The organism is Paraburkholderia sediminicola, assembly GCF_046027355.1.
Classification (GTDB): domain Bacteria; phylum Pseudomonadota; class Gammaproteobacteria; order Burkholderiales; family Burkholderiaceae; genus Paraburkholderia; species Paraburkholderia sediminicola_B.
The window spans coordinates 72,815-92,945 of record NZ_JAQQEK010000015.1; the positions used below are offsets into that span (position 1 = coordinate 72,815).

Here is a 20,131-nt window from a genome sequence, read left to right on the forward strand (position 1 = left end):
CTTTGGCGCCGCGTTTCATGCGGGCGAGGACAGAAAATGAACGGCACATGCCAGTGCCCGGACGGCAACCAAGAGACCGCCACCCATGACGACGAAGAAGAACATTGCTGCAAGCGAGTCGGTAGGAACCCGAGCGAGCGTGGCGCGCCGCTCTGCTGATCAAGTGCCGGGAGGCCGTGGCGCAACCAGCGCGGTGACGGTGAAGCCCGTTGCGAATGCCATCCGTATCCTGCGTTATCTCACGCACACAGGTGCGCCGGAGCGAGCCGCTGATATCGCGCGGCATCTGTCGATCAATCCGAGTACCTGTTTCAACATTCTGCGCACGCTCGTTGCTGAGGACGTGGTCGATTTCAACGCGCTGTCGAAGACGTATTCAGCTGGCCTCGGTTTGGCGCGACTGGTGGAGCAACTGGTCACGCAAGGGCAACGGCTGCAACTGGCTGCGCCGCTGATGCAGGATCTTGCCGCCGAGTTTGGCGTTACCGTGACCTTGTGGCGCCGGCTCGGCGCGGACCGGATCGTGCTGGTGAGTTCGGAGTCGAGTCCGACGGATTTGCACATCGATATGCCGGCTGGACAGCGGCTGCCGATTTTGATGGGCGCCAGCGGACGCCTGTTCGCCGCGCGCCTCGGCCTCACCGATGAACAGTTGCGCGAAGAATTCGAACAACTGCGTTGGGCGCGGCCCATTTCGCTCGAGGCCTATGTGCGCGAAGTGAATCGAGCGCGGCGGCGTGGCTGGGCCAGTGATGATGGGTACTTTGCCACGGGCGTCATGGCGATCGCAGCCGCTGTCTGTGACAAGAGCGACAACATCGCGTTTACCGTGTCCACGGTCATGATTCGGGGCGACCGCGGGGAGGCGCAAGTCGATGCGCTAGGCGAGGCCGTTCGCGATCTGGCTCACCGGCTGGAGTCAGTGCTCTTCTGAGTTTTTCTTCTCGTTCGGGCGCGGTGGTCGTGCGCCCGGAGCGTTGGCATTTTTCGCGTTACGCTTTGTTCACAGGCCGGCGCGCCGTTGCAGTCTCGACGTTCGCTCGAGACATCAGCATTCCTTTTCGAAGTATCGATCCGCATCCGCATGAGGTGTAGGGGTTCGAGTCCCCTCACTCGCACCACCTTCGCCTCGGACGGCGCCCTCCGCACGCAAACTCAGCGACGCGCTGCGCCGCGGACGTGCGGCCAGAGTGCGTCGCTCACGAAAAAATCCCCCCGCCCTTCTCCCTGTAAACCCTAAAAACGCCTCGTCACATGCGTTTAAGTGAACATTATCGTTGATTGTGTTCAACTTGTTATCTACTATCTCACTACCAACTTGCTCCAAACCCGGCTCGCCGAATCGCAGGTGAGCCCTTCACTACGGGGACCCCCGATGAAACTGGAAGACCTCATTCTCGTCAGCGTAGACGATCACGCGATCGAGCCGCCCAACGCTTTCGCACGCCACATGCCCGCCAAATACAAGGGCCGCGAACCGAAAGTCGTGCAACGCAGTGGCCGCGATGTTTGGGAATTCGAAGAAAAAGCCACCGGCTACATGGGCCTGAATTCCGTCGTGGGTCGTCCGAAAGAAGAGTACGGCATGGAGCCGCTCGGTTACGAACATATGCGGCGCGGCACCTGGGACATCAAAGCCCGCGTCGACGATATGAACGCCAACGGCGTGCTCGGTTCGCTCTGCTTCCCGACGTTCCCTGGCTTCGCCGGGCAGCGCTTTCAGGCTTATGAAGATCGCGGCGTGTCGCTCGCAGCGATCCAGGCCTACAACGACTGGCATCTGCACGATTGGTGCAACGCCGCCCCGGGCCGCTTCATGCCGTTGATGATCACGCCATGGTGGGACCCGCAAGCCGCCGCGGCTGAAATCGAACGGATGGCCAAACAAGGCGTGCACGCCCTGTCGCTCTCGGACAATCCTTCGCTGCACGGCTACCCGTCGATCCATAACGATCACTGGGATCCGGTCTACAAAGCCTGTGCGGACAACAACGTGGTGATCTGCTGCCATATCGGTACCGGTGCGAAAGCCGACCACGCCTCCGACGAATCGCCGATCGACGCGTGGATCACCTCCATGCCGATCTCGATCGCCAATTCGGCCGCGGACTGGATCTGGGGGCCGATGTGGAAGAAATACCCGACGCTGCGCATGGCGCTCTCGGAAGGCGGCATCGGCTGGATTCCGTATCTGCTCGAACGCGCGGACTTCACGCATCGTCACCATCACGCATGGACCATGTCGAATTTCGGCGGCAAGATGCCGAGCGATATTTTCAACGAGCACATCATCACCTGCTTCATCGAAGATCAGTTCGGTCTGAAGAATCTCGATTCGATCAACCTCGACAAGGTCACCTGGGAATGCGACTACCCGCACTCTGACTGCACATGGCCCAATTCCGCCGACGTGTTCTGGGAGCAGGCACAAGCGCAAAACGTCTCCGATGAAGTGATCAACAAGATCACTCACCTGAACGCGATGCGCGAGTTTTCCTACGACCCGTTCTCGATCCTCGGCCGCGAGAATTGCACGGTCGGCGCGCTGCGCGCCAAGGCGAAACACGTGAGCATCGAGCCCGCGCTTGGCATGGGCGGCGCCGCGCCAGTGCGTGATCCGAACAAGCCGGTGACGTCCGGCGACATCAACCGGATGTTCGCCGCGGCCGACGCACAGGCCGCGTTGTAAAGCGGTCCACTCACGCCGTGGCAACGCATCGCCACGGCGTCGGCAACACAGACCGGGCCGCGCTGCACATATCGGCTTCGTGGTACAGGCGAGCGATGCGGCCGGGGCGGCTTGCGTAAAGGGCTCGACGTCCACCGCCGTGATCGGCGCAGCCCGGTGCCCGCTCCTTTGCGTCCCATCCGAACTATGTCCGCTACCGCCTTTCGCTATCACCGCATTCCCACCGACGCCGAACCGCTGCGCGAGCAGGTGCGCGCGTTCCTCTCCGAGGCCTTGAAAACGCGCCCGCCGCTCAAGCGTGCCGAATCGTGGATGGGCGCCGATCCCGCCTTCAGCCGCGAACTCGGGCGGCGCGGCTGGCTCGGCATGGCGCTGCCAAAACGTTATGGCGGCAGCGAGGCCGGGCCGTTTGCGCGCTACGTCGTGATCGAGGAACTGCTCGCGGCGGGCGCGCCTGTCTCCGCGCACTGGATCGCCGATCGCCAGAGCGGTCCGCTGCTTCTGCGCTACGGCACCGAGGCGCAGCGCGAGCGCTATCTGCCGGCGATCTGCCGCGGCGAGAGCTATTTCTGCATCGGCATGAGCGAACCGAATTCCGGCTCGGACCTCGCGTCGATCCGCACGCGCGCCGAACGCAAAGGTGACGGCTGGGTGCTCAATGGCCACAAACTGTGGACCACCAACGCGCATTACTCGCACTACATGATCGCGCTCGTGCGCACCGGCGATAAATCCAGCGCGCGGCACGAAGGCATGTCGCAATTCATCATCGACCTGAAAGCGCCGGGCGTCACGATCCGCCCGATCCGTGATCTGGCCGGCGGCGAGCACTTCAACGAAGTGTTCTTCGACGACGTGCAACTGGGCGCCGACGCGCTGGTCGGCACCGAAGGCCAGGGTTGGGACCAGGTCACCGCCGAACTCGCCTTCGAACGCAGTGGCCCCGAGCGCTTTCTCAGCAGCATCGCGTTGCTGCATACGCTGATCGATGCGATCGGCCGCCGGCCCGATGCCTTGCAGGCGCGTGAAATCGGCCGTCTGACAGCGCGGCTCTATACGTTGCGGCAGATGTCGCTCTCGGTCACTGCGGAACTGGCCGCCGGACAAAACCCCGCGTGGGCCGCGTCGTGCGTCAAGGATCTCGGCACGACTTTCGAACAGGAGATTCCCGAAGTCGCGCAACTGCTGCTCGATTCGTTGCCCAGTACCGGCGGCAGCAACGACCACACGCAAGTACTCGCCTACCTGATGCAGATGGCGCCTTCCTTTTCCCTGCGCGGCGGCACGCGCGAAATCCTGCGCGGCATCATCGCCCGCGGACTTGGACTGCGGTAAAACGCCATGAGAGAAATTTTCGAATCCACCATCGAGCGACTGCTCGGTGACATCGTCACGCCCGAAGTGCTGCGCGACAGCGAAGCAGGCGCCTGGCCGGCGTCATTATGGAGCGCCATCGAAGAATCCGGTTTCGCCGTCGCGGCCGCTTCTGAAGCGCAAGGCGGCGCCGGCGCGAACTGGGCCGATCTATTCGTCGTAGCGCGCGCGGCGGGCCGTCATAACCTGCCCTTGCCCCTCGCCGAAACACTGCTCGCCAATGCGCTGCTCGGCGAATGCGGACTCGAAGCGATCAACGCGCCGCTCGGCATCGCAGGCGGCGGCTCGGTGACGCTGCAACAGGGCCGCGTGAGCGGCACGCTGCTCGACGTGCCATGGGGCCGTCATGTAGCCCACGTGGTCGCCATCACCGCGGGCAAGGAGCCGGCCCTCGTGCTGCTCGACACGGCCGACGCACAAACGACACTACGCCAGAACATCGCGGGCGAACCGCGCGACGATCTGCATTTCGAGCGCGCCGCCTGCGTGAGTTGCGTGCCTTTGCCGGGCGATCTGCAAGCCGACGCGCTGCAACTAGGCGCAGCGATGTTGCGCAGCGCGCAGATTGCAGGCGCCTTGCAGACGGTGCTCGACCTGACGATTCTCTATGCCACCGAGCGCGTGCAGTTCGGCAAGCCCATCGGCGCGTTCCAGGCGCTGCAACAGCAAATCGCCGTGCTCTCCGAGCATGCGGCCGCCTCAGCGGTGGCTGCGGAGTGCGCATTCAGTGCGTCGCTCGACGGCGCCGGCGGCTTCGCGGCGCTGCCGATCGCCGCAGCCAAAGTGTGCAGCGCCGAGGCAGCGAGTTTCGCAGCGGCCGTGGCGCACACCGTGCATGGCGCGATCGGCTTTACCCATGAACACGCGCTGCATCACTCGACACGGCGGCTGTGGTCGTGGCGCAGCGAATTCGGCAACGCGACCGTGTGGGCGCAACGGCTGGGCGCAGCCGTGTGCGCAGCCGGCTCCGCAGGATTATGGCCGGCGCTGACCGCGGGACGCCTCGCGCCACTCGATCGGCCCGTAATGGCAGCGTCGCAAGGAGTCGCGGCATGAGCGACACCTTTCTCAATGTCGAACGCGATGACGGCGTACTGACCGTGTGGCTGAACCGTCCCGAGACGCGCAACGCACTGTCCGAACCCGCACAAATGGATGAACTGGTCGATTTGTGCCAGCGGGTGCGCCGCGACCGCACGATCAAAGCACTCGTATTGACCGGTGCCGGCAGCGCGTTTTGTGCCGGCGGCAACGTGAAAGACATGCGCGAGCGCGGCGGCATCTTCGCCGGTTCGCCGCACGAGGTGCGCGACAGTTACCGCAATACGATCCAGCGCATTCCACTCGCACTGTATGAGCTCGACGTGCCGGTGATCGCCGCCATCAACGGTCCGGCGATCGGCGCGGGACTGGATCTCGCGTGCATGTGCGACATCCGCATCGCCTCGGAGAAGGCGCTGTTCGCCGAGAGCTTCGTGAAAGTCGGCATCGTGCCCGGTGATGGCGGCGCATGGCTGCTGCCGCGCGTGATCGGCATGCAGCGCGCGAGCGTGATGTCGTTCACGGGCGACACGATCGATGCGGCCAAAGCGCTCGAATGGGGCCTGGTGGCTGATGTGGTCGCCGCCGACGATCTGCTCGCGCATTCCCAGGCCATGGCGCGGCGCATTGCCGACAATCCGTCGCATGCACTGCGCCTGACCAAACGGCTTCTGCGCGAAGGGCAGCATATGCGGCTCGATTCCTTGCTGGAGTTATCCGCCGCGTATCAGGCGCTTGCGCATCACACCGACGATCATCTGGAAGCGGTCAACGCGTTTCTCGACAAACGGCCGCCTCGCTACACGGACAGATGATTTAACGAGCGAGATAAGTCACGCGCAATAGACGCATCCATTCCACCACACGTACAGCAACACTCTCGCAGGACATGACCATGCGGACCGTTTTCAGGGAAGACCACGAATTATTTCGCGAGCAGGCCCGGCGCTTTATCGAAACCGAGATCGTGCCGAATCTGCATGCATGGGAACACGCCGGCATCGTGCCGAAATCCCTGTGGCGCAAAGCTGGGGAAATCGGACTGCTGTGTTCGACCGTGCCCGAGGAGTACGGCGGCAGCGGCGGCGACTTCGGCCATTCCGCGGTGATGATCGAGGAACTGGCGCGCGTCAATGCCACGGCCATCGGTTTTACCACACACTCGGAGATCGTCGCGCCGTACCTCGTCGCATATGGCAGCGAGGAGCAGAAACAGCGCTGGCTGCCGCGCATGGCGAGCGGCGAACTGATCGGCGTGATCGCGATGAGCGAGCCGGGCATCGGCAGCGATCTGCGTTCAATGCGCACCGGCGCGCGGCGCGAAGGCGATCAGTACGTGATCAACGGGCAGAAGACGTTCATCACCAACGGCGGCAACGCTGGTCTGATCGTGACGGCCACCAAGCTCGATCCGCAATCGCGCGATCTCACGCTGATCTGCGTCGAAGAAGACACCGAAGGTTTTTCCAAGGGCAAGCTGCTGGAGAAGATCGGACTGAAAGGACAGGACACCTCCGAGCTTTTCTTCGACAACGTGCGCGTGCCGGTCGGCAACCGGCTCGGTGAAGAAAATCAGGGCTTCGGTTATCTGACGCATCAGCTTGCATGGGAGCGCACCATCATCGGGATTCGCGCGGCCGCCTCGGTCGACGCCTTGCTCGACGAAACCGTTCAATACACGCGCGACCGGCGCGTCTTCGGCAAACCCGTGTTCGACTTTCAGAACACCCGTTTCAAGCTGGCCGAGGTCAAGGCGCAAGCCACCATGCTGCGTGCCTTCGTCGACGAATGTCTGGGCAAGGCAATGCGCGGCGAGCTGACCGCCGAAGTCGGTGCGATGTGCAAACTGGTCGGCTCGGAATTGCAAGGCAAGCTGCTCGACGAACTGCTGCAACTACACGGCGGCTACGGCTATATGAGCGAGTACAAGATCGGCAAGGCCTGGGTCGACGCACGCGTCGCGCGTATCTACGGCGGCACGTCGGAAATCATGAAGGAAATTATCAGCCGGTCGCTGTAGGGCTGCCATTTACGCTCAGCGCAGGCCCACCCCGTTTGAAAACCGGCGCTTCAACAACGCTATCAGGAGACAACCATGCCCAAACTCTCATACATCGCGCACGACGGCACACGTGTCGACGTCGACGCAGCCGTCGGCGCGACGGTGATGCAAAGCGCGCTCGAACGCAACATCGCCGGCATCAGCGGCGACTGCGGCGGCGCATGCCAATGCTGCACGTGCCATGTGTTTGTCGAGGAAGCGTGGCAAGACAGATTGCCGCCGGTCGACGACATGGAAGACGCGATGCTCGACAGCACGGCCGAACCACGCCGGGCCAATAGCCGCCTGTCGTGCATGCTGACCATGAATGCGGAACTCGACGGTCTTGTCGTGCACCTGCCCGCTTCGCAAATCTAGGCGAATAGCCTTTCTTGCAGCAGTAAAAGGCGACCCGATATGGGTCGCCTTTTTTTACGTCAACGGCTTTTCTGGTCAATCCCAAATCACATGCAGCGCGTGCGGTCCGCGCAACTGAGCACCGACGATTTGCGGCTTCGGCATATCCGGATCGAGCCGCAGGTTCGGCAGCAAGTCGAGGATGGTATTCACCGCCACCGCGAGTTCCACCTTGGCGATGAACTGACCGATGCACATATGCGGACCAAAACCGAAGCCGAACGACGGTTTGAGCTTGCGGTCGATATCGAAGCTCTCACTGTTCTCGAACACCTCTTCATCCCGATTCGCCGACGACACGATACATTGCACCATCGCGCCCTTCGGAATGCTGAAGCCCCCAATCTCCGTGTCCTGCGCCGCCTGACGCACCTTGAACGTCGCCACCGGTTCGAAACGCACGGCTTCGTCGATTGCCTTCGGCACGAGGCTACGATCCGCCCGCACCCGTTCGAGCAGTTCGGGCCGCTCCAGCAACGCCACCATCAGCGAGCCAAACGTGCGCGTGGTGGTCTCGCCGGCCGCCGGCAGCAATGAGCGCACGAAAGTCGCCACCTCGTGATCGTCGAGATGACGGCCCTCGTATTCCGCGCGGATCAGCCGGCAAATCAGGTCGTCGCCTTGTGCGCCGTTCTTGCGCACTTCGGTCACTTCGCGCTTCACCGCGTCATAGAGCGCCTGAGCGGCCTCCATCGCCGCCTTGCGGGCCTGAGCGGCCTTTTCCGCGTCGACCTGCGGACCAGCCAGAATCGCCAGCGCCCATGCCGCGTATTGTTCGATCTGCTCCGGGCGGTTGTCCGGAAAACCGATCAGCGAATAGATCAAACGGATCGGAAAATGCAGGCCGAAATCCATCAGATCGGCGCGGCGCTTCGGCACCATCGGCTCGATATATTCGTTGCGCACGATCGGCGCCATTTTCGTTTCACGCCAGCGGTTCACCACGTCGGGCATGAACACCGGCTGCAATAGCGAGCGAGCGCGGCGATGCGCTTCGCCATCCATGCCGGTCAGGATCAATCCGTCGAAAAACGCGCCGAGTCCTTCGGCGATGAAGCCGCTGGTGAAATTCGTCGCATCGCGCAACACCGACATTACGTCCTTGTACTTGAACAGCGTAAACGTAGGCCGGTTCGCATCGAGACCGGCGATGTTCGGCACGCCCAGGCGTGCCATGAAGTCTTCCGCAATCACCGGCGAATTGCGGCGCATGTCGCGATAAATCGCATACAGGTCGACGTCGCTGCCTTTGTAGTTGTCCGCGACGCCCGCGAAGGCGCTTTCAAGCGAAGTTGCTGCGGCGGGTGTGCTCATGCCTGTCTCCATCGTTGATATTCGACGCGCCATCTCAGGGATCGGCCCGATAACCGTTTGACCCAAGGTCAGCGCATTATATTGAACAGATTTGCAGATTGTGATCCACTTAAGACATGGAGGCAAGACAAAAGGCGCGCACTGCGATCGACGCAAACGCCCCTGCACCCTGACAACAAAAAAGGACGGAGACACATGGCAACAGAAGTGACTTACGACGCGTTGATCGTCGGTGGCGGGCACAACGGACTGTCCGCGGGCTGCTATCTCGCCGAGGCCGGCAAGAAGGTGCTGGTGCTCGAAGCCCTCGACAAGGTGGGTGGCATGGCTTCGTCGGGGTATCTGCTGGATGGCGCGCCGCAGCACATGGTTCATCCGTGTGCACTCGACATGATGTCGATGCGCGTGCATCCGCGCGTGCCGGCCGAACTTCAGCTGGAGCGACACGGCTTTCGCCAGATCGAACTGACGCCCGGCTACGTGTATCTGCATCCTGATGGCACCTCTCTCGTGTTCTGGCGCGACCCGGAGAAGACCGCGGCCGAGATTCGCCGTTACAGTCCGAAAGACGCCGACGCGTTTCTTTCCTTCATCAAGGTCGTGTTCGCATTCATCGACATGGCGATTCCGATGATGCGCGTGGACCCCGCCGATAAAAACCTCGGAGCCAAATTCGAAGCGTTCAAGGCGGCGCTACGCAATCGCAAGCTGAAACCCGAACTCATGGCGCTGCTCACAGGCTCTGCTTATCAGGCTGCGCAGGAACACTTCGAGCATCCGGTCACGATCTCCGCCATGTGCTGCCTGACAGGCCTCGCCGGTCCGATTACAGCCGACGGCAGCGGCATCTATTACGCGCTGCTCGGCTTTTTGCACCGCTTCGGCGTGGGCCGTGTGGTGGGTGGCATGCAGACCTTGTCCAATGCAATGGCCGCGCGGCTGCGCGAACTGGGCGGTGAAGTGATGACCTCGGCGAGTGTCGCGGAGATCATCGCGGATGACTACGCCGCGCGTGGCGTACGTCTCGCCGACGGCCGCACGTTCTATGCGCATGCGGTCATCGCGAGTTGCCATCCGAAGGTCGCGCTCGAACTGGTGACACCCGGCCGGGTCGACAAACGCCTGTTGACGCGCATCGCGCATGCACCGGCCAATGCGCACGGCGCGTCGCCATTGAAGGTCGACATGGCGCTGCGTGGCCAGATTTCGCTCAAGCGCTTCGAGGCGAAACGTGGCGACGGTCTCGATCTGCGCAAGACCTGCTTGCTGATTGGCACCACGGAAGCGGTACTGGAAAACTTCCGGGCTTCGGCGCGCGGCGAGGTACCCACCTTGCCCTACCTGACGATCACGGCGCCCAGTGCGGTCGATCCGTCACAGGCGCCTGCTGGACAGGACACGGTCTATCTATATCCGCCCGCCATGCCGACCCAGCCGCGCGAGGGCTGGGATGCGATTCGCGAGCGCGTCACGCAGCAGGTGATCGATCAGGCAAGCGAGTATGTGGACGGCCTGAAAGAGTTCGAGATCGCGCGCCGCATGGAAGCGGCTCCGGACTTCACACAGCGTCTGAACACGGTCAACGGCTGCGTGGTACATATCGACACCAGCACGATGCGTTCGAACAAGTTCCGGCCCGCTTATGGATTGGGCGGCGCTACGTTGCCCGTGCGCGGCTTGTACTTCGGCGGCGCGGGCATTCATCCGGGAGGTGGTGTGAACGGCATGCCGGGCCGCATCGCCGCGCAACGGGTGCAGCGCTATCTCGGCCAGGCCGCGCGCCGCGGCACGACGCAATCAGGCTTCGTGACGGCTATTCTCGCCGCGTGGGGTGTCTGCTAACGCGGTCAGCGCCGGCCGCTTCAAGGGTGGCCGGCCGTCGACAAGCACGCTGGAAAGCACGAAGTCCACCGAGAATTCACGCCATGCCGCCGCACCCGTGGCGGATGTGGTATCGAAACCGGCGACTGCGGACACCGTGTAGTGATTGGTGAAACCGCCAGTAGTGAGCAGCGCGCACGCGGCGTAGAACATGCGCGCATCCACGCCGTCGCGGAACTCCCCGCTCACCGCCCCGCGCTGCAGGATGCGCTCCATCTGCGCGACCAGCGCGGGCGCCAGATCGACAAAGCGATTGCGTTCGACGGGATGCGCGTTGTGCTCGTGAAAACGCAGGCTTTCCTGCGCCAACGAGCCGAGCGTGGGATCGGACCGGTATTGATCGATCGCATGTTGCAGAAATACTCGCAGCGCTTCCACCGGCGGCAGGTGATCGAGTTCGAGTGCCAGCAGATCGGCCAGCACGTCTTGCGCGGACTCGTCGAGTACGCTGGCGAACAACTGCTCCTTGCTGCTGAAATAGTGATAGACGAGTTGCTTGGTCACCCCCGCTGCCCTTGCGATATCGTCCACACGAGCACCGGCGAGGCCCTTTTCCGAAAAAGCCAGACGCGCCTCCTTCAGCAGGCGGCCGAGTGTGGCGCGTTTGCGTGAAGGCGAGGAAGGTGCTGCGCACGTAGCTGGCGCGGCGGTATCGGTGAGCGTCGAAGGCATGGATAGGCAGCACACAATGCAGGGAAAACGAAGCACCGCTGACGCGGTTGAATGCGCCTTTCTCGAACGCAATCCGCGGCGGTGTTCGGCTAGTGCATTGTAGTGCTGATCGGCGGTAATAAGCGCCGCGTTTTTGGGCCGCCGGCCATTCTCTGCTTCAGAAACTTTGCGAGAGCGGACGCACGACGATCTCGTTGACCGCAACCTGCTCCGGTTGCGTAATCGCATAGACAATAGCGTCGGCAATCACGTCCGGCGACATCGCGCCCTCGAACAGTTTCTGGGCGCGCTCGCGGAAAGCCGGCACCGTGATGCTGTCGGTGAGTTCGCTCGCAACGAGACCTGGGCAGATGGAGGTCACGCGCACCTTGCCCGCGCATTCCTGACGCAAGCCCTCGCTGATCGCGCGCACCGCGAATTTCGTGGCCGAATAAACCGCGCCGCCCGGCCCCACGGTGAGTCCCGCAACCGACGAAATATTGATCACGTGTCCCGTGCCCTGTTCGAGCATGCCGCCGAGCACCGCGTGGATGCCATACAGCACGCCCTTGATGTTCACGTCGATCATGCGGTTCCAGTCATCCACGCAGCCTTGCGCGATCATCGATACCGGCATGATGCCGGCATTGTTGACCAGCACGTCGACGCGGCCGAAGCGCTCCCGCGCCTTCTGCGCGAGTTGTTGCAGCTCGGCTGGTTGCGTGACATCGGTAGCGGCCCACAGCACGTTGGCCTCGCCGCCGAGTTGCTCCGCCAGATGCTTCAGCCTGTCCGCGCGCCGTGCGGCCAGCACGAGTTTGGCGCCCTGCTGCGCGAGCCGTTTGGCCGTCGCTTCGCCGATGCCGCTGCTCGCGCCGGTAATCATGATCACCTTTCCTTCAAGCGAATTCATACGCTACATCCCTTCTTTTAAGGTTGATTGTTGAAAGGCGCCCCAACCGCGCTAACCCGCCAGCGATTCCACCAGCACCGGATCGGCCGTCTCTTCAGTGACCCATTTCACGGTGCGGCGAATCGGTTCGATCGCGTCCTGCCGATCGAGGTTGTGCTGCAAGGTGGCCGCCGCACCGAGCGACACCAGCCGCTGCGCGCCCTGATACGCGAGCCGGTCGCGCAACGTGTGTTTGAGTGCTTCTGGAAAAATGCCGATAGTCTGCGTATAGGCGTTGACTGAGCGCACCGCCGTGTCGATCTCATCGATCGGCACCAGATTGCCCACGCGGCAACCGAGGATGCGCGAAAAGCTGACGGGCGCGCCGTCGTGCGAAACGATCAACGCGCCCTCATTGCTTCTGCCGCCGAAGACCGTGTAGTCGTCGCCGATCATGCGGATGCCGTCGAGTTCTTCCTTCAGTTGCGGATCGAATGCCTTGTGAGGCGTGGAGAGATTTTCAGGCAACGCCTGCAGTGCCGCGAACGTCAGTTCGGCGAGCCTGGCGCACCGCGCGAGGCCGGCTTCATCGGTGCCCGACTGCACGTAGATCACGCGCGCGCTTACGCAGGCCTCCTGGTTCTGCGCGCCGATGTCGAGTGCGAGGCGCCGCGCTACGCTCGTGAGCGTCGGCTCATCGGCGAAGGCTTCGTGGCCGATGATCGTGCCGCTCAGTTTCGGATCCAGCGTAATCAGATCGAGGCCCGGCTGCAGATAGCGCGTGATGTGCTTGACGGAATCGAAGCCGCCCCATGCAATCAGCTTCTCGACTTTGCGAGGATCGTAGATATGCCGCTCCACCGTTTCATCGCCGCCCTTCCAGTAAGCGACGCTCAGATGCTTCGTCAACGGATGGTCCGGCGCCATGTCGATCATCGTACGGGCCAGGGCCATCGAGGTCAGCGGATCGTTCGACGGCGCCTTGATGATCGCGTCGGAGCGCGTGAGTGCATTGCGAATCAGCGTCAGGACCGCGACGACCGGCGCATTGCCCGCTATCACATGAACGCAGCGTGCGCCGAATGCACGCGTGCGCGCGGTCACGCCCGGCAGACTGCCCGGTTGCTCGACCCAGCCTTCCAGATACTCGGCGCCGACCGAACGCGCGACGATGTTGTACAACTCGTCCCGTTGAAAGAGGCGTGGCGTGCGCGTGTAGTGAAAACGCAAAATGCTTTCCGACAGACCCGAAGTGGCGCACGACAATTCGAAGGCCTGTTGCAAGTGACGGTTATCGGCGAAATTGAGGTGCTGGCCGAGTTCGACCAGATAGTCGACGATCTGTTCGAGACTCAGCGTGTACAAATCGGCCATCTGCGATGGCGCGCGCAACGTGAGTTCGTCGACGTGACGCGTTATGTCCGGCGCCGTGAATGAAACGCCGCCGCGTCGGCCGCCGAATGTCAGCTCGTCGCCTTCGATGAGCTTGCCGCGAATGATCAGCGGCACGTTGTAGGAAGTGCTCATGGGCGGCTTACTCCGAAAGTTCGGTGAGGAAGTTCAGTGCTTCATCGTGCGCCGCCGGTGCGCCGGCGCAGATCACCTTGTCGTCGCCGCCTTCCTTCTCGCTATAGCGGCGAATCGCGGCCAGCAGATAGGGGCCGCCACGGCCACACTTGCAGGGTTTCTCGTAACCATGCAGCGTGATTTCGTCGCCGGTTACGAGGCCCGCCCAGTACGTGCTTGGCAGCAGATCGAGTGAAGCGAAACGCCCCGTCAAGCCGTCTTTGCGAGGTAGCGGTTTGCCGGTCGCCGGATCGAGCAGGAATGCGATGGTGGTAGGCGGTACGTGATAGTGGCCTTCCTCGCAGCGCATGCAAAAACCCATCTGTTCGCTGCAGCCGTAAAACTCGTAGAAATTATCGAAGCCGAGAAACTCGACCAGTTGCTCGCGCCAGTTATCAGGCATGTTCTTGCCTTTCTTGCCGCCGCCCGTGTGGAGGACGCTGCCATTGCCGAATACCTGACGGGCGCCTCGGGCGAGACCTTCGGCGGCGGTGTCGTACAGGATCGTCCAGACCGCGCCCATGTAGACGTCGCAGCCGGCAAATCGGCTGATCGCTTCGGCGAAGAACTTGCGCAACTGCTCCGGACGTTCGCGCTCTACTCGCACGAGTTCGTCGCGTTTGGCCAGCAACGCCTCGGAGATGTGCAGCGAGCCGAGTTCTCCTTGTGCCTCGGCTGCCGCGAGACGGCCCGATAGCGAGGCGACATCCGCGGAAAAACGCGCGTCGGGATACATGAACAATGCGTTGTGCTCGCCGCCCGCGTACATCTCGACCTGATAACCGCTGCCGCGAGCCGCCGCGCTTGCCCCCTTGCGATAAGTCGGCGCAATCAACGGGCGCGGGTTGGCGATCAGGTCGGGACCGGTGCCCGGACCGCGCCAGTCGCGAATGCGGCTCGCCGATAGCGTGATGTTCTGGCGCCACTCGCAATCAGTGCGCGGTAGAAAAGACAGCTTGCCCGTGGTGCCCGAGGTATGGAACACGCGCAGATTCGTTTGCGCGTCGAGCAGATCGATCCAGTCGTCGATCAGTTTGATGCCCGATGCGTCGACGTGGCTCAGATCTTCCGTGGTCAAACCGTTGAGCCAGCGCGTGAGTTTGTCGAACTGGCCGCGTTCGAGATACGACAGCGGGTACGACTTGTACACCGTGTGCGCGAACAGCAACGGCGCGACGTCGTCGATACTCTCGATCGTCTCGATGCCCTGTTCGGCGGCGAGACGATCGAGTACCGGAATCTTCGCGCGCATTTCGCCGAAGCGCCGGCGTGCGCCGCTTAGCTGGACGTCGAGGATCTGTTGCGGGGTGAAGCGGAAGGCGTCGTCATAGCAGGCGGTGACGAGCGCGGCGGGGTCGGCAAGGAGCTGCTGGTACAGCGTGGACATGGTGTCTCCGTTCGGACTGTTTGCACTATTCGGACCGCTCGCGGCAAAGGTTCGCGGTGCGTGTCATGAATGCTATGAAAACGAGCCGCCGAACAGAACCGCCAGTTGTCGCGCTGCGCGGTCAAACTATCGTTGAACGGACATGTCGTGCTCCGGCGCCGTTTGTAAGCCCAACATATCGAGCCGGTAGGCGCGCGGCGTGCGCCCGGTGAGCTTGCGAAACGCCGCGCCGAATGCCGCTGCATTAGCAAAGCCGCATTCATACGCGACCGTTTTCACCAGCACGTCGGCATCGGCCAGCCGTGCTTTGGCCTGGCGGATGCGCGCGTCGGCAATGAAAGCGCTCAATGTCATGCCGGTGCTGTTCCTGAAAGTGCGCGACAGGTGCCGCGCGCTGATACGGCATGCCTGCGCCAGCTCGATCACACCCGGTGACGGTCCGTACGCGCTCTCGACGCGCTCGCGTATCAGGCGTAACTGCCACGGCGCGAGCTTGCTCCCCTCGCCTTCGTTGCCACGCGGATCGGCGCCGCGAACGTGCCGCGCGATCTGCACGAGCATCGACATCAACAGACTTTCCGCGAGCGCCGCGCTGGCGAAGCCCGGACTGAGCGCCTCGGCGGCCAGTTGCAGCATCGCGTCTCGCACCTGGGGCACCCTTAAATCACGGCACCGTTCGAGCCGGGCAGCGTCCCACTGCCAGTCGCGTAGCTGATCGAAGCGCGCGGGCTCGAACATGCAGCACACCACGCGCCGTTGCATCGGATCGCAACGCACATGAAAGGTCTGACCGGCCGGCACGAGCACGCTCTCGCCGAGGCGGCCGAATGCTGTCTGCCCGGCGGCGCCACGAAATGCACCGCATGCGCCGCGCTCGCGTGCATCGAGCGACAGATCAAGGTAGCCCAGCGACGGACGGAATACGGCGTCGAGCGAGTGGGCGAGCGTGAAGGTGCGCACGTTGACCTCCACCGAGGGCGTCGTCAGATGCGCATCCACCGATAAATGCGAGGGCGCCATCCGTTCGCGCCGCACCAGACGGCCGCTGCCGGCCACCGTGTAGAGGTCGGAGACGTTTGGGTTCGCCGTCTGAACGTGCGACATTTGCGTCCTCGACATGAACATTTACAGATAATGTGTCTATATAAGCCGCTTTCCGCCGGGACGCCAATAGCGACCAACCCGTATCCCTTCGAGTTTGACAGCGCGTCAAACGAAGCCAGCGGACAGCACAGCCGTTGCTCGCTAAGCTGCACGACAACACGGATATCGCGTCCGCTCACATCGCAAAGTCCGATCGTGCAGCCGGACCGAACAGACCCATGAGGAGACACATGAACGCACCCACGCAGGAAGGCTTCACGCTCGATCTGGAGGCGGCCTATCACGCCGTCTCCGACACTTTCCGCGGCCCTGACCTCGATTTGCAGGCGCTGTGCCGCGAAATGCGCCATACGCAGCCTGTGATGCCGGGAGATTTCGTCGCCACCCGCCTCGGCGTGCCGACCAACGCGGGCGCCAAAGCCGCGCAATGCGCAGTGACGCTTTTCAAGTATCAGGACGTGATGGCAGTCATGCGCGATGCCACTACCTTCACCAGCGGCTTCATCGCCGAGGGTCTCGGTGCGTTCTTCGACGGGCTGATCGTGCTGGCGATGGACGGCGACGCGCACCGTCGCGCACGCGGCCTGCTACAGCCCGTCTTCATGCCGGAAACAGTGAACCGCTGGCGGCCCGAGCTCGACCGCGTGATACGGCAAGACTTCCTTGAGCCGTTGGTGCCGAACAAGCAGGCCGAACTGATGGACTTCGGCCTGTACTTTCCGATTCGCGAGATGTACGCGTTAATGGGTTTCCCTACCGACGACACCGCGCGCTTCAATCAATACGCCACGTGGGCGCTTTCGATGGTGGCGGGCAATCAGATCGACCCGGAGAAGATCAAGATCTATGGGCCGCTCGCGGGCGCCGCTGTCAAGCATCTCTACGACGCGGTGAAAGAAGTGGTGGTGCAACGCCGCGCCGAAGGCGCCCATGGCGACGACCTGATCAGCCGCTTGATGCGTGCGGAGTATGAAGGCCACATGCTCGACGACCACGAGGTGACCACCTTCGTGCGCTCGCTGCTGCCCGCAGCCGGCGAGACCACCACGCGCACCTTCAGCTCGGTCATGACGCTGCTGCTCGAGCGTCCTGAACTGGTCGAGCGCGTACGCAACGATCGCATGTTGATCCCGCGTTTGATCGACGAAGCCGTGCGCTTCGAACCGGTCGCGACCTTCAAGGTGCGACAAGCGGCGCGCGACGTCGAGATCGGCGGCGTGAAGGTGGCGAAAGGCGCACTGGTGCAATGCATGGTTATTTCCGCGAACCGCGACGAAGATGCATTCGACAACCCCGACACCTTCGATATCGACCGCAAGCCCAAGCCTTCTTTCGGCTTCGGTTTCGGCACGCATATGTGCATCGGGCAGTTTGTCGCCAAAGTGGAATTGCAATGCGCGGTGAACGCGATTCTCGATCTGTTCCCGAATGTACGGCTCGACCCGAGCAAACCGGCACCGAAAATTGCCGGCGCCCAGTTGCGTGGTGCGAAGTCCGTGCCGGTCGTCTGGGACTGATTCTGGATCTGATACCGCGTTCATACCGGCGCGTTTGCACCTTGCGCGTCCTTACAGCACGAATTCTCTCGAATAAACCATGAAGCACTTCGACACCGTTCCCGAGCGCGGCGATTTCACATTTCAGACACTGGTCGCACCGCATAAAGTGAGTGGCCGCGCAATGCACGACCTGCGCGGCTTCTACGGACTGCAACTGACCAAGGGCATGCCGTTCGGTTGCGTGCGTGATGAAAGCGGCGAAATCTACGCGTTCGTGCGCGCCGTCAACGAACCCGGCAGCACGCCGAACCCGACCAAATTCATCTACCTGTCGACGCAGGTGGACGGCAAGCATTTACGGATCGACAAGTCGCGTATCGAACCGCGCGCGATGACGCTATTCCCGAAGCGCTGGCTCGAAGGCGATACCGCGTGCTGGTCGAGCCTGGAAGGCGAACCAGGCGCGGCGTGGCGACTGACGGCATCCGCCGAACGTCTGAGCTGGAAAGAGGACGGTTTGTTCGATCTGAGCGGTCCGCTGTTGGGCCAGGGCATGCAGTGGTATCTGCCGGGCTCCGAATGGGGCACATTCTACGTCTCGCAGATCTACGATATCGCCGGCACCTGCGACGGCCGCAAGGTCAAAGGCCTGATGTGTTTCGACCAGGCATATATGGCCGAAGGAGGTGCGATCCACTTCAAGAAGGATCTGGTCGTCAACAACAAGATGCATGTGATCTGGTGGTCGTTCGCGACCGTCTATAAAGACGGCACGTGGGATGCAGGCTCCTTCATGGTCGGTCACGACAACCTCGGCTATGCGATTTTCCAGAACCACGAGGGCGAAATCCGCACCACCACCGATATCGAAGGCAGCGTCACGCACAAGGACGGCAGCTACTTTGTGGACAGCGCGCGTATCGTGCTCGACGGGCGTGAAGAATGGGAATATCTGCCTTGTCCGAAGGGCGAGATGATCGACTTCGTCGGCGGCTTTCCCATTACGGCGCAGCAGGAGGGCCGCTGGCGTCGCGTCGGCGATACGCGCGAGCCGGACCGCTGGCTCGGCTGGGGCGAATCCGATCGACGCAACGGCACGGCGCGCAATGTGCGCGGTGCGGATCTCTGACGTGTTCCGAACGCATCCTTGAACCATGAGGGCGCGTTCCCTCCAGAACAGATGACCATGTCCACTACTCACGAAACGACCGAATCCATCGCGGCCTTCCTCCACGACCAGACCGAGCACTGGAATGCCGGCAACAAAGCCGCATTCTTCGATGCTTACCGCCGCGTCGCACCGGCAGGGCTCACGATCGAATATATCGGCCGGCCGCCGCAAGACGGTTGGGCCGTCCTCGAGCATATGTGGGAGAACCAGCGGGCGAATATCCGCGCCGAGCCGGTAGCGAAGATCATTAACGGCAACGAAGCTGCCTGCTACGTGCGCAACGTCGTGGTCGGCACCGAGCGCGCGATCGAAACGGTCGAACTCTTTCGCTTCACGGCCGGCCAGTTATTCGTGCGCTACTTCATCAAACAGTAACCTGCACTCGCACGAAGGCACGCCGCACGAGATCGAGCAGAATCACGTACAGTGCAAGTCAGAGTTTTTTCATCTGTCTGCAACCAGAGGACTCGCAATGAGCACACCGATCTACGACATTCCCGTTAATACTATCGACGGCGCACCCGCCAACCTCGCGCAGTATCGCGGCAAAGTGCTGCTGGTCGTCAATGTAGCGTCGAAATGCGGGCTAACGCCGCAGTACACGGGGCTGGAAAGCCTCTATCAGGACAAACGCGCAGCCGGGCTTGAAGTGCTGGGCTTTCCGGCCAACAACTTCAAGGGCCAGGAGCCCGGCTCGGACGAAGAAATCAAATCGTTCTGCTCGACCAGCTACGACGTGCACTTCCCGCTGTTCTCGAAGATCTCGGTGACGGGCGAAGACAAGCATCCGTTGTATGCGGCACTAACAGGCGCGCAGCCGTCGGCAATCGGCGATGGTCCGTTTCGTGAGCGTCTGAAAGGCTATGGCATCGAGTCGGGTGATCCGGTCGAAGTACTGTGGAATTTTGAAAAGTTTCTGCTGAACCGTAACGGCGATGTGGTCGCGCGTTTTGCGCCGGATGTGGCCGCGGACGATCCGCGCCTCGTGGCGACAATCGATGCGGAACTCGCGAAGTAAGTATGAGGCTGGCTGATTTCACTCGCTGATTTCGGTCACCTGCTTCTGCCGCGTGAAAAAACGGCGCGCTGTTTATAGCGCGCCGT

General features: G+C 62.3%; 18 protein-coding genes. 12 read left to right on the forward strand and 6 right to left on the reverse strand.

Translation table 11 applies throughout. The features are described from left to right. Positions 1-85 precede the first annotated feature (85 nt). The 7 genes from PQR42_RS24755 (at position 86) to PQR42_RS24785 (ending at position 7,523) form a co-directional block, all read left to right on the forward strand. Positions 86-934, forward strand: coding sequence for an IclR family transcriptional regulator (locus PQR42_RS24755; protein WP_408210441.1), 849 nt, complete (start codon positions 86-88; stop codon positions 932-934). A gap of 441 nt (positions 935-1,375) precedes the next feature. After that, positions 1,376-2,689, forward strand: a complete 1,314-nt coding sequence (locus tag PQR42_RS24760; RefSeq protein WP_408210444.1) for an amidohydrolase family protein — start codon at positions 1,376-1,378, stop codon at positions 2,687-2,689. Between the two features lie 186 nt (positions 2,690-2,875). Continuing rightward, positions 2,876-4,024: an acyl-CoA dehydrogenase family protein gene (locus PQR42_RS24765; protein WP_408387809.1), complete on the forward strand. Its 1,149-nt coding sequence runs from the start codon at positions 2,876-2,878 to the stop codon at positions 4,022-4,024. A gap of 6 nt (positions 4,025-4,030) precedes the next feature. Further along, positions 4,031-5,119: an acyl-CoA dehydrogenase family protein gene (locus PQR42_RS24770; protein ID WP_408387807.1), complete on the forward strand. Its 1,089-nt coding sequence runs from the start codon at positions 4,031-4,033 to the stop codon at positions 5,117-5,119. Beyond that, positions 5,116-5,919 (forward strand): crotonase/enoyl-CoA hydratase family protein, encoded by an 804-nt coding sequence (locus tag PQR42_RS24775; RefSeq protein WP_408387805.1) that lies wholly within the window; start codon positions 5,116-5,118, stop codon positions 5,917-5,919. Before PQR42_RS24770 ends, PQR42_RS24775 begins: the two co-directional genes overlap by 4 nt. Positions 5,920-5,999: 80 nt before the next feature. Beyond that, the gene (locus PQR42_RS24780) at positions 6,000-7,124 is read left to right on the forward strand and encodes an acyl-CoA dehydrogenase family protein (protein ID WP_408210456.1); all 1,125 of its coding nucleotides are present in this window, start codon (positions 6,000-6,002) and stop codon (positions 7,122-7,124) included. A gap of 75 nt (positions 7,125-7,199) precedes the next feature. Next, positions 7,200-7,523 carry a 2Fe-2S iron-sulfur cluster-binding protein gene (locus PQR42_RS24785; RefSeq protein ID WP_408210459.1) on the forward strand — a complete coding sequence of 108 codons (324 nt, stop codon included), beginning with the start codon at positions 7,200-7,202 and terminating at the stop codon, positions 7,521-7,523. A 75-nt stretch (positions 7,524-7,598) separates the two neighbouring features. Here PQR42_RS24785 and PQR42_RS24790 read toward each other — a convergent pair whose 3' ends face one another. Next, positions 7,599-8,876 (reverse strand): cytochrome P450, encoded by a 1,278-nt coding sequence (locus PQR42_RS24790; protein ID WP_408210461.1) that lies wholly within the window; start codon positions 8,874-8,876, stop codon positions 7,599-7,601. 195 nt (positions 8,877-9,071) lie between these two features. On the opposite strand from PQR42_RS24790, the gene PQR42_RS24795 reads away from it, so the two are divergent. Next, on the forward strand, positions 9,072-10,718 hold the full coding sequence (locus PQR42_RS24795) for a phytoene desaturase family protein (RefSeq protein WP_408387801.1): 1,647 nt from the start codon (positions 9,072-9,074) through the stop codon (positions 10,716-10,718). On the opposite strand, the gene PQR42_RS24800 is transcribed toward PQR42_RS24795, so the two are convergent. The 5 genes from PQR42_RS24800 to PQR42_RS24820 form a co-directional block, all read right to left on the reverse strand. After that, the gene (locus PQR42_RS24800; protein WP_408387799.1) at positions 10,674-11,429 is read right to left on the reverse strand and encodes a TetR/AcrR family transcriptional regulator; all 756 of its coding nucleotides are present in this window, start codon (positions 11,427-11,429) and stop codon (positions 10,674-10,676) included. The two genes, PQR42_RS24795 and PQR42_RS24800, sit on opposite strands and share 45 nt — an antisense overlap. A gap of 157 nt (positions 11,430-11,586) precedes the next feature. Then, on the reverse strand, positions 11,587-12,321 hold the full coding sequence (locus PQR42_RS24805) for an SDR family oxidoreductase (RefSeq protein WP_408387797.1): 735 nt from the start codon (positions 12,319-12,321) through the stop codon (positions 11,587-11,589). Positions 12,322-12,372: 51 nt separating this feature from the next. Further along, the gene (locus PQR42_RS24810; protein ID WP_408387795.1) at positions 12,373-13,827 is read right to left on the reverse strand and encodes an acyl-CoA reductase; all 1,455 of its coding nucleotides are present in this window, start codon (positions 13,825-13,827) and stop codon (positions 12,373-12,375) included. Positions 13,828-13,834: 7 nt separating this feature from the next. Then, positions 13,835-15,253: a long-chain-fatty-acid--protein ligase gene (locus PQR42_RS24815; RefSeq protein WP_408210475.1), complete on the reverse strand. Its 1,419-nt coding sequence runs from the start codon at positions 15,251-15,253 to the stop codon at positions 13,835-13,837. A gap of 126 nt (positions 15,254-15,379) precedes the next feature. Beyond that, positions 15,380-16,357 carry an AraC family transcriptional regulator gene (locus PQR42_RS24820; RefSeq protein ID WP_408387793.1) on the reverse strand — a complete coding sequence of 326 codons (978 nt, stop codon included), beginning with the start codon at positions 16,355-16,357 and terminating at the stop codon, positions 15,380-15,382. A gap of 230 nt (positions 16,358-16,587) precedes the next feature. On the opposite strand from PQR42_RS24820, the gene PQR42_RS24825 reads away from it, so the two are divergent. The 4 genes from PQR42_RS24825 to PQR42_RS24840 all read left to right on the forward strand — a co-directional run bounded on the left by PQR42_RS24825 (position 16,588) and on the right by PQR42_RS24840 (position 20,045). Continuing rightward, positions 16,588-17,874, forward strand: coding sequence for a cytochrome P450 (locus PQR42_RS24825; protein ID WP_408387791.1), 1,287 nt, complete (start codon positions 16,588-16,590; stop codon positions 17,872-17,874). A gap of 79 nt (positions 17,875-17,953) precedes the next feature. Further along, positions 17,954-18,985, forward strand: coding sequence for a hypothetical protein (locus PQR42_RS24830; RefSeq protein ID WP_408387789.1), 1,032 nt, complete (start codon positions 17,954-17,956; stop codon positions 18,983-18,985). Positions 18,986-19,042: 57 nt separating this feature from the next. After that, on the forward strand, positions 19,043-19,402 hold the full coding sequence (locus tag PQR42_RS24835) for a nuclear transport factor 2 family protein (protein WP_408387787.1): 360 nt from the start codon (positions 19,043-19,045) through the stop codon (positions 19,400-19,402). 97 nt (positions 19,403-19,499) lie between these two features. Beyond that, positions 19,500-20,045: a glutathione peroxidase gene (locus PQR42_RS24840; protein ID WP_408387785.1), complete on the forward strand. Its 546-nt coding sequence runs from the start codon at positions 19,500-19,502 to the stop codon at positions 20,043-20,045. Positions 20,046-20,131: the final 86 nt, after the last annotated feature.

Bases quoted from the DNA above. Each gene is read 5' to 3' on its own strand.
- PQR42_RS24755 (WP_408210441.1), top strand. From the start codon at position 86: ATGACGACGAAGAAGAACATTGCTGCAAGCGAGTCGGTAGGAACCCGA.
- PQR42_RS24760 (WP_408210444.1), top strand. From the start codon at position 1,376: ATGAAACTGGAAGACCTCATTCTCGTCAGCGTAGACGATCACGCGATC.
- PQR42_RS24765 (WP_408387809.1), top strand. From the start codon at position 2,876: ATGTCCGCTACCGCCTTTCGCTATCACCGCATTCCCACCGACGCCGAA.
- PQR42_RS24770 (WP_408387807.1), top strand. From the start codon at position 4,031: ATGAGAGAAATTTTCGAATCCACCATCGAGCGACTGCTCGGTGACATC.
- PQR42_RS24775 (WP_408387805.1), top strand. From the start codon at position 5,116: ATGAGCGACACCTTTCTCAATGTCGAACGCGATGACGGCGTACTGACC.
- PQR42_RS24780 (WP_408210456.1), top strand. From the start codon at position 6,000: ATGCGGACCGTTTTCAGGGAAGACCACGAATTATTTCGCGAGCAGGCC.
- PQR42_RS24785 (WP_408210459.1), top strand. From the start codon at position 7,200: ATGCCCAAACTCTCATACATCGCGCACGACGGCACACGTGTCGACGTC.
- PQR42_RS24790 (WP_408210461.1), bottom strand. From the start codon at position 8,876: ATGAGCACACCCGCCGCAGCAACTTCGCTTGAAAGCGCCTTCGCGGGC.
- PQR42_RS24795 (WP_408387801.1), top strand. From the start codon at position 9,072: ATGGCAACAGAAGTGACTTACGACGCGTTGATCGTCGGTGGCGGGCAC.
- PQR42_RS24800 (WP_408387799.1), bottom strand. From the start codon at position 11,429: ATGCCTTCGACGCTCACCGATACCGCCGCGCCAGCTACGTGCGCAGCA.
- PQR42_RS24805 (WP_408387797.1), bottom strand. From the start codon at position 12,321: ATGAATTCGCTTGAAGGAAAGGTGATCATGATTACCGGCGCGAGCAGC.
- PQR42_RS24810 (WP_408387795.1), bottom strand. From the start codon at position 13,827: ATGAGCACTTCCTACAACGTGCCGCTGATCATTCGCGGCAAGCTCATC.
- PQR42_RS24815 (WP_408210475.1), bottom strand. From the start codon at position 15,253: ATGTCCACGCTGTACCAGCAGCTCCTTGCCGACCCCGCCGCGCTCGTC.
- PQR42_RS24820 (WP_408387793.1), bottom strand. From the start codon at position 16,357: ATGTCGCACGTTCAGACGGCGAACCCAAACGTCTCCGACCTCTACACG.
- PQR42_RS24825 (WP_408387791.1), top strand. From the start codon at position 16,588: ATGAACGCACCCACGCAGGAAGGCTTCACGCTCGATCTGGAGGCGGCC.
- PQR42_RS24830 (WP_408387789.1), top strand. From the start codon at position 17,954: ATGAAGCACTTCGACACCGTTCCCGAGCGCGGCGATTTCACATTTCAG.
- PQR42_RS24835 (WP_408387787.1), top strand. From the start codon at position 19,043: ATGTCCACTACTCACGAAACGACCGAATCCATCGCGGCCTTCCTCCAC.
- PQR42_RS24840 (WP_408387785.1), top strand. From the start codon at position 19,500: ATGAGCACACCGATCTACGACATTCCCGTTAATACTATCGACGGCGCA.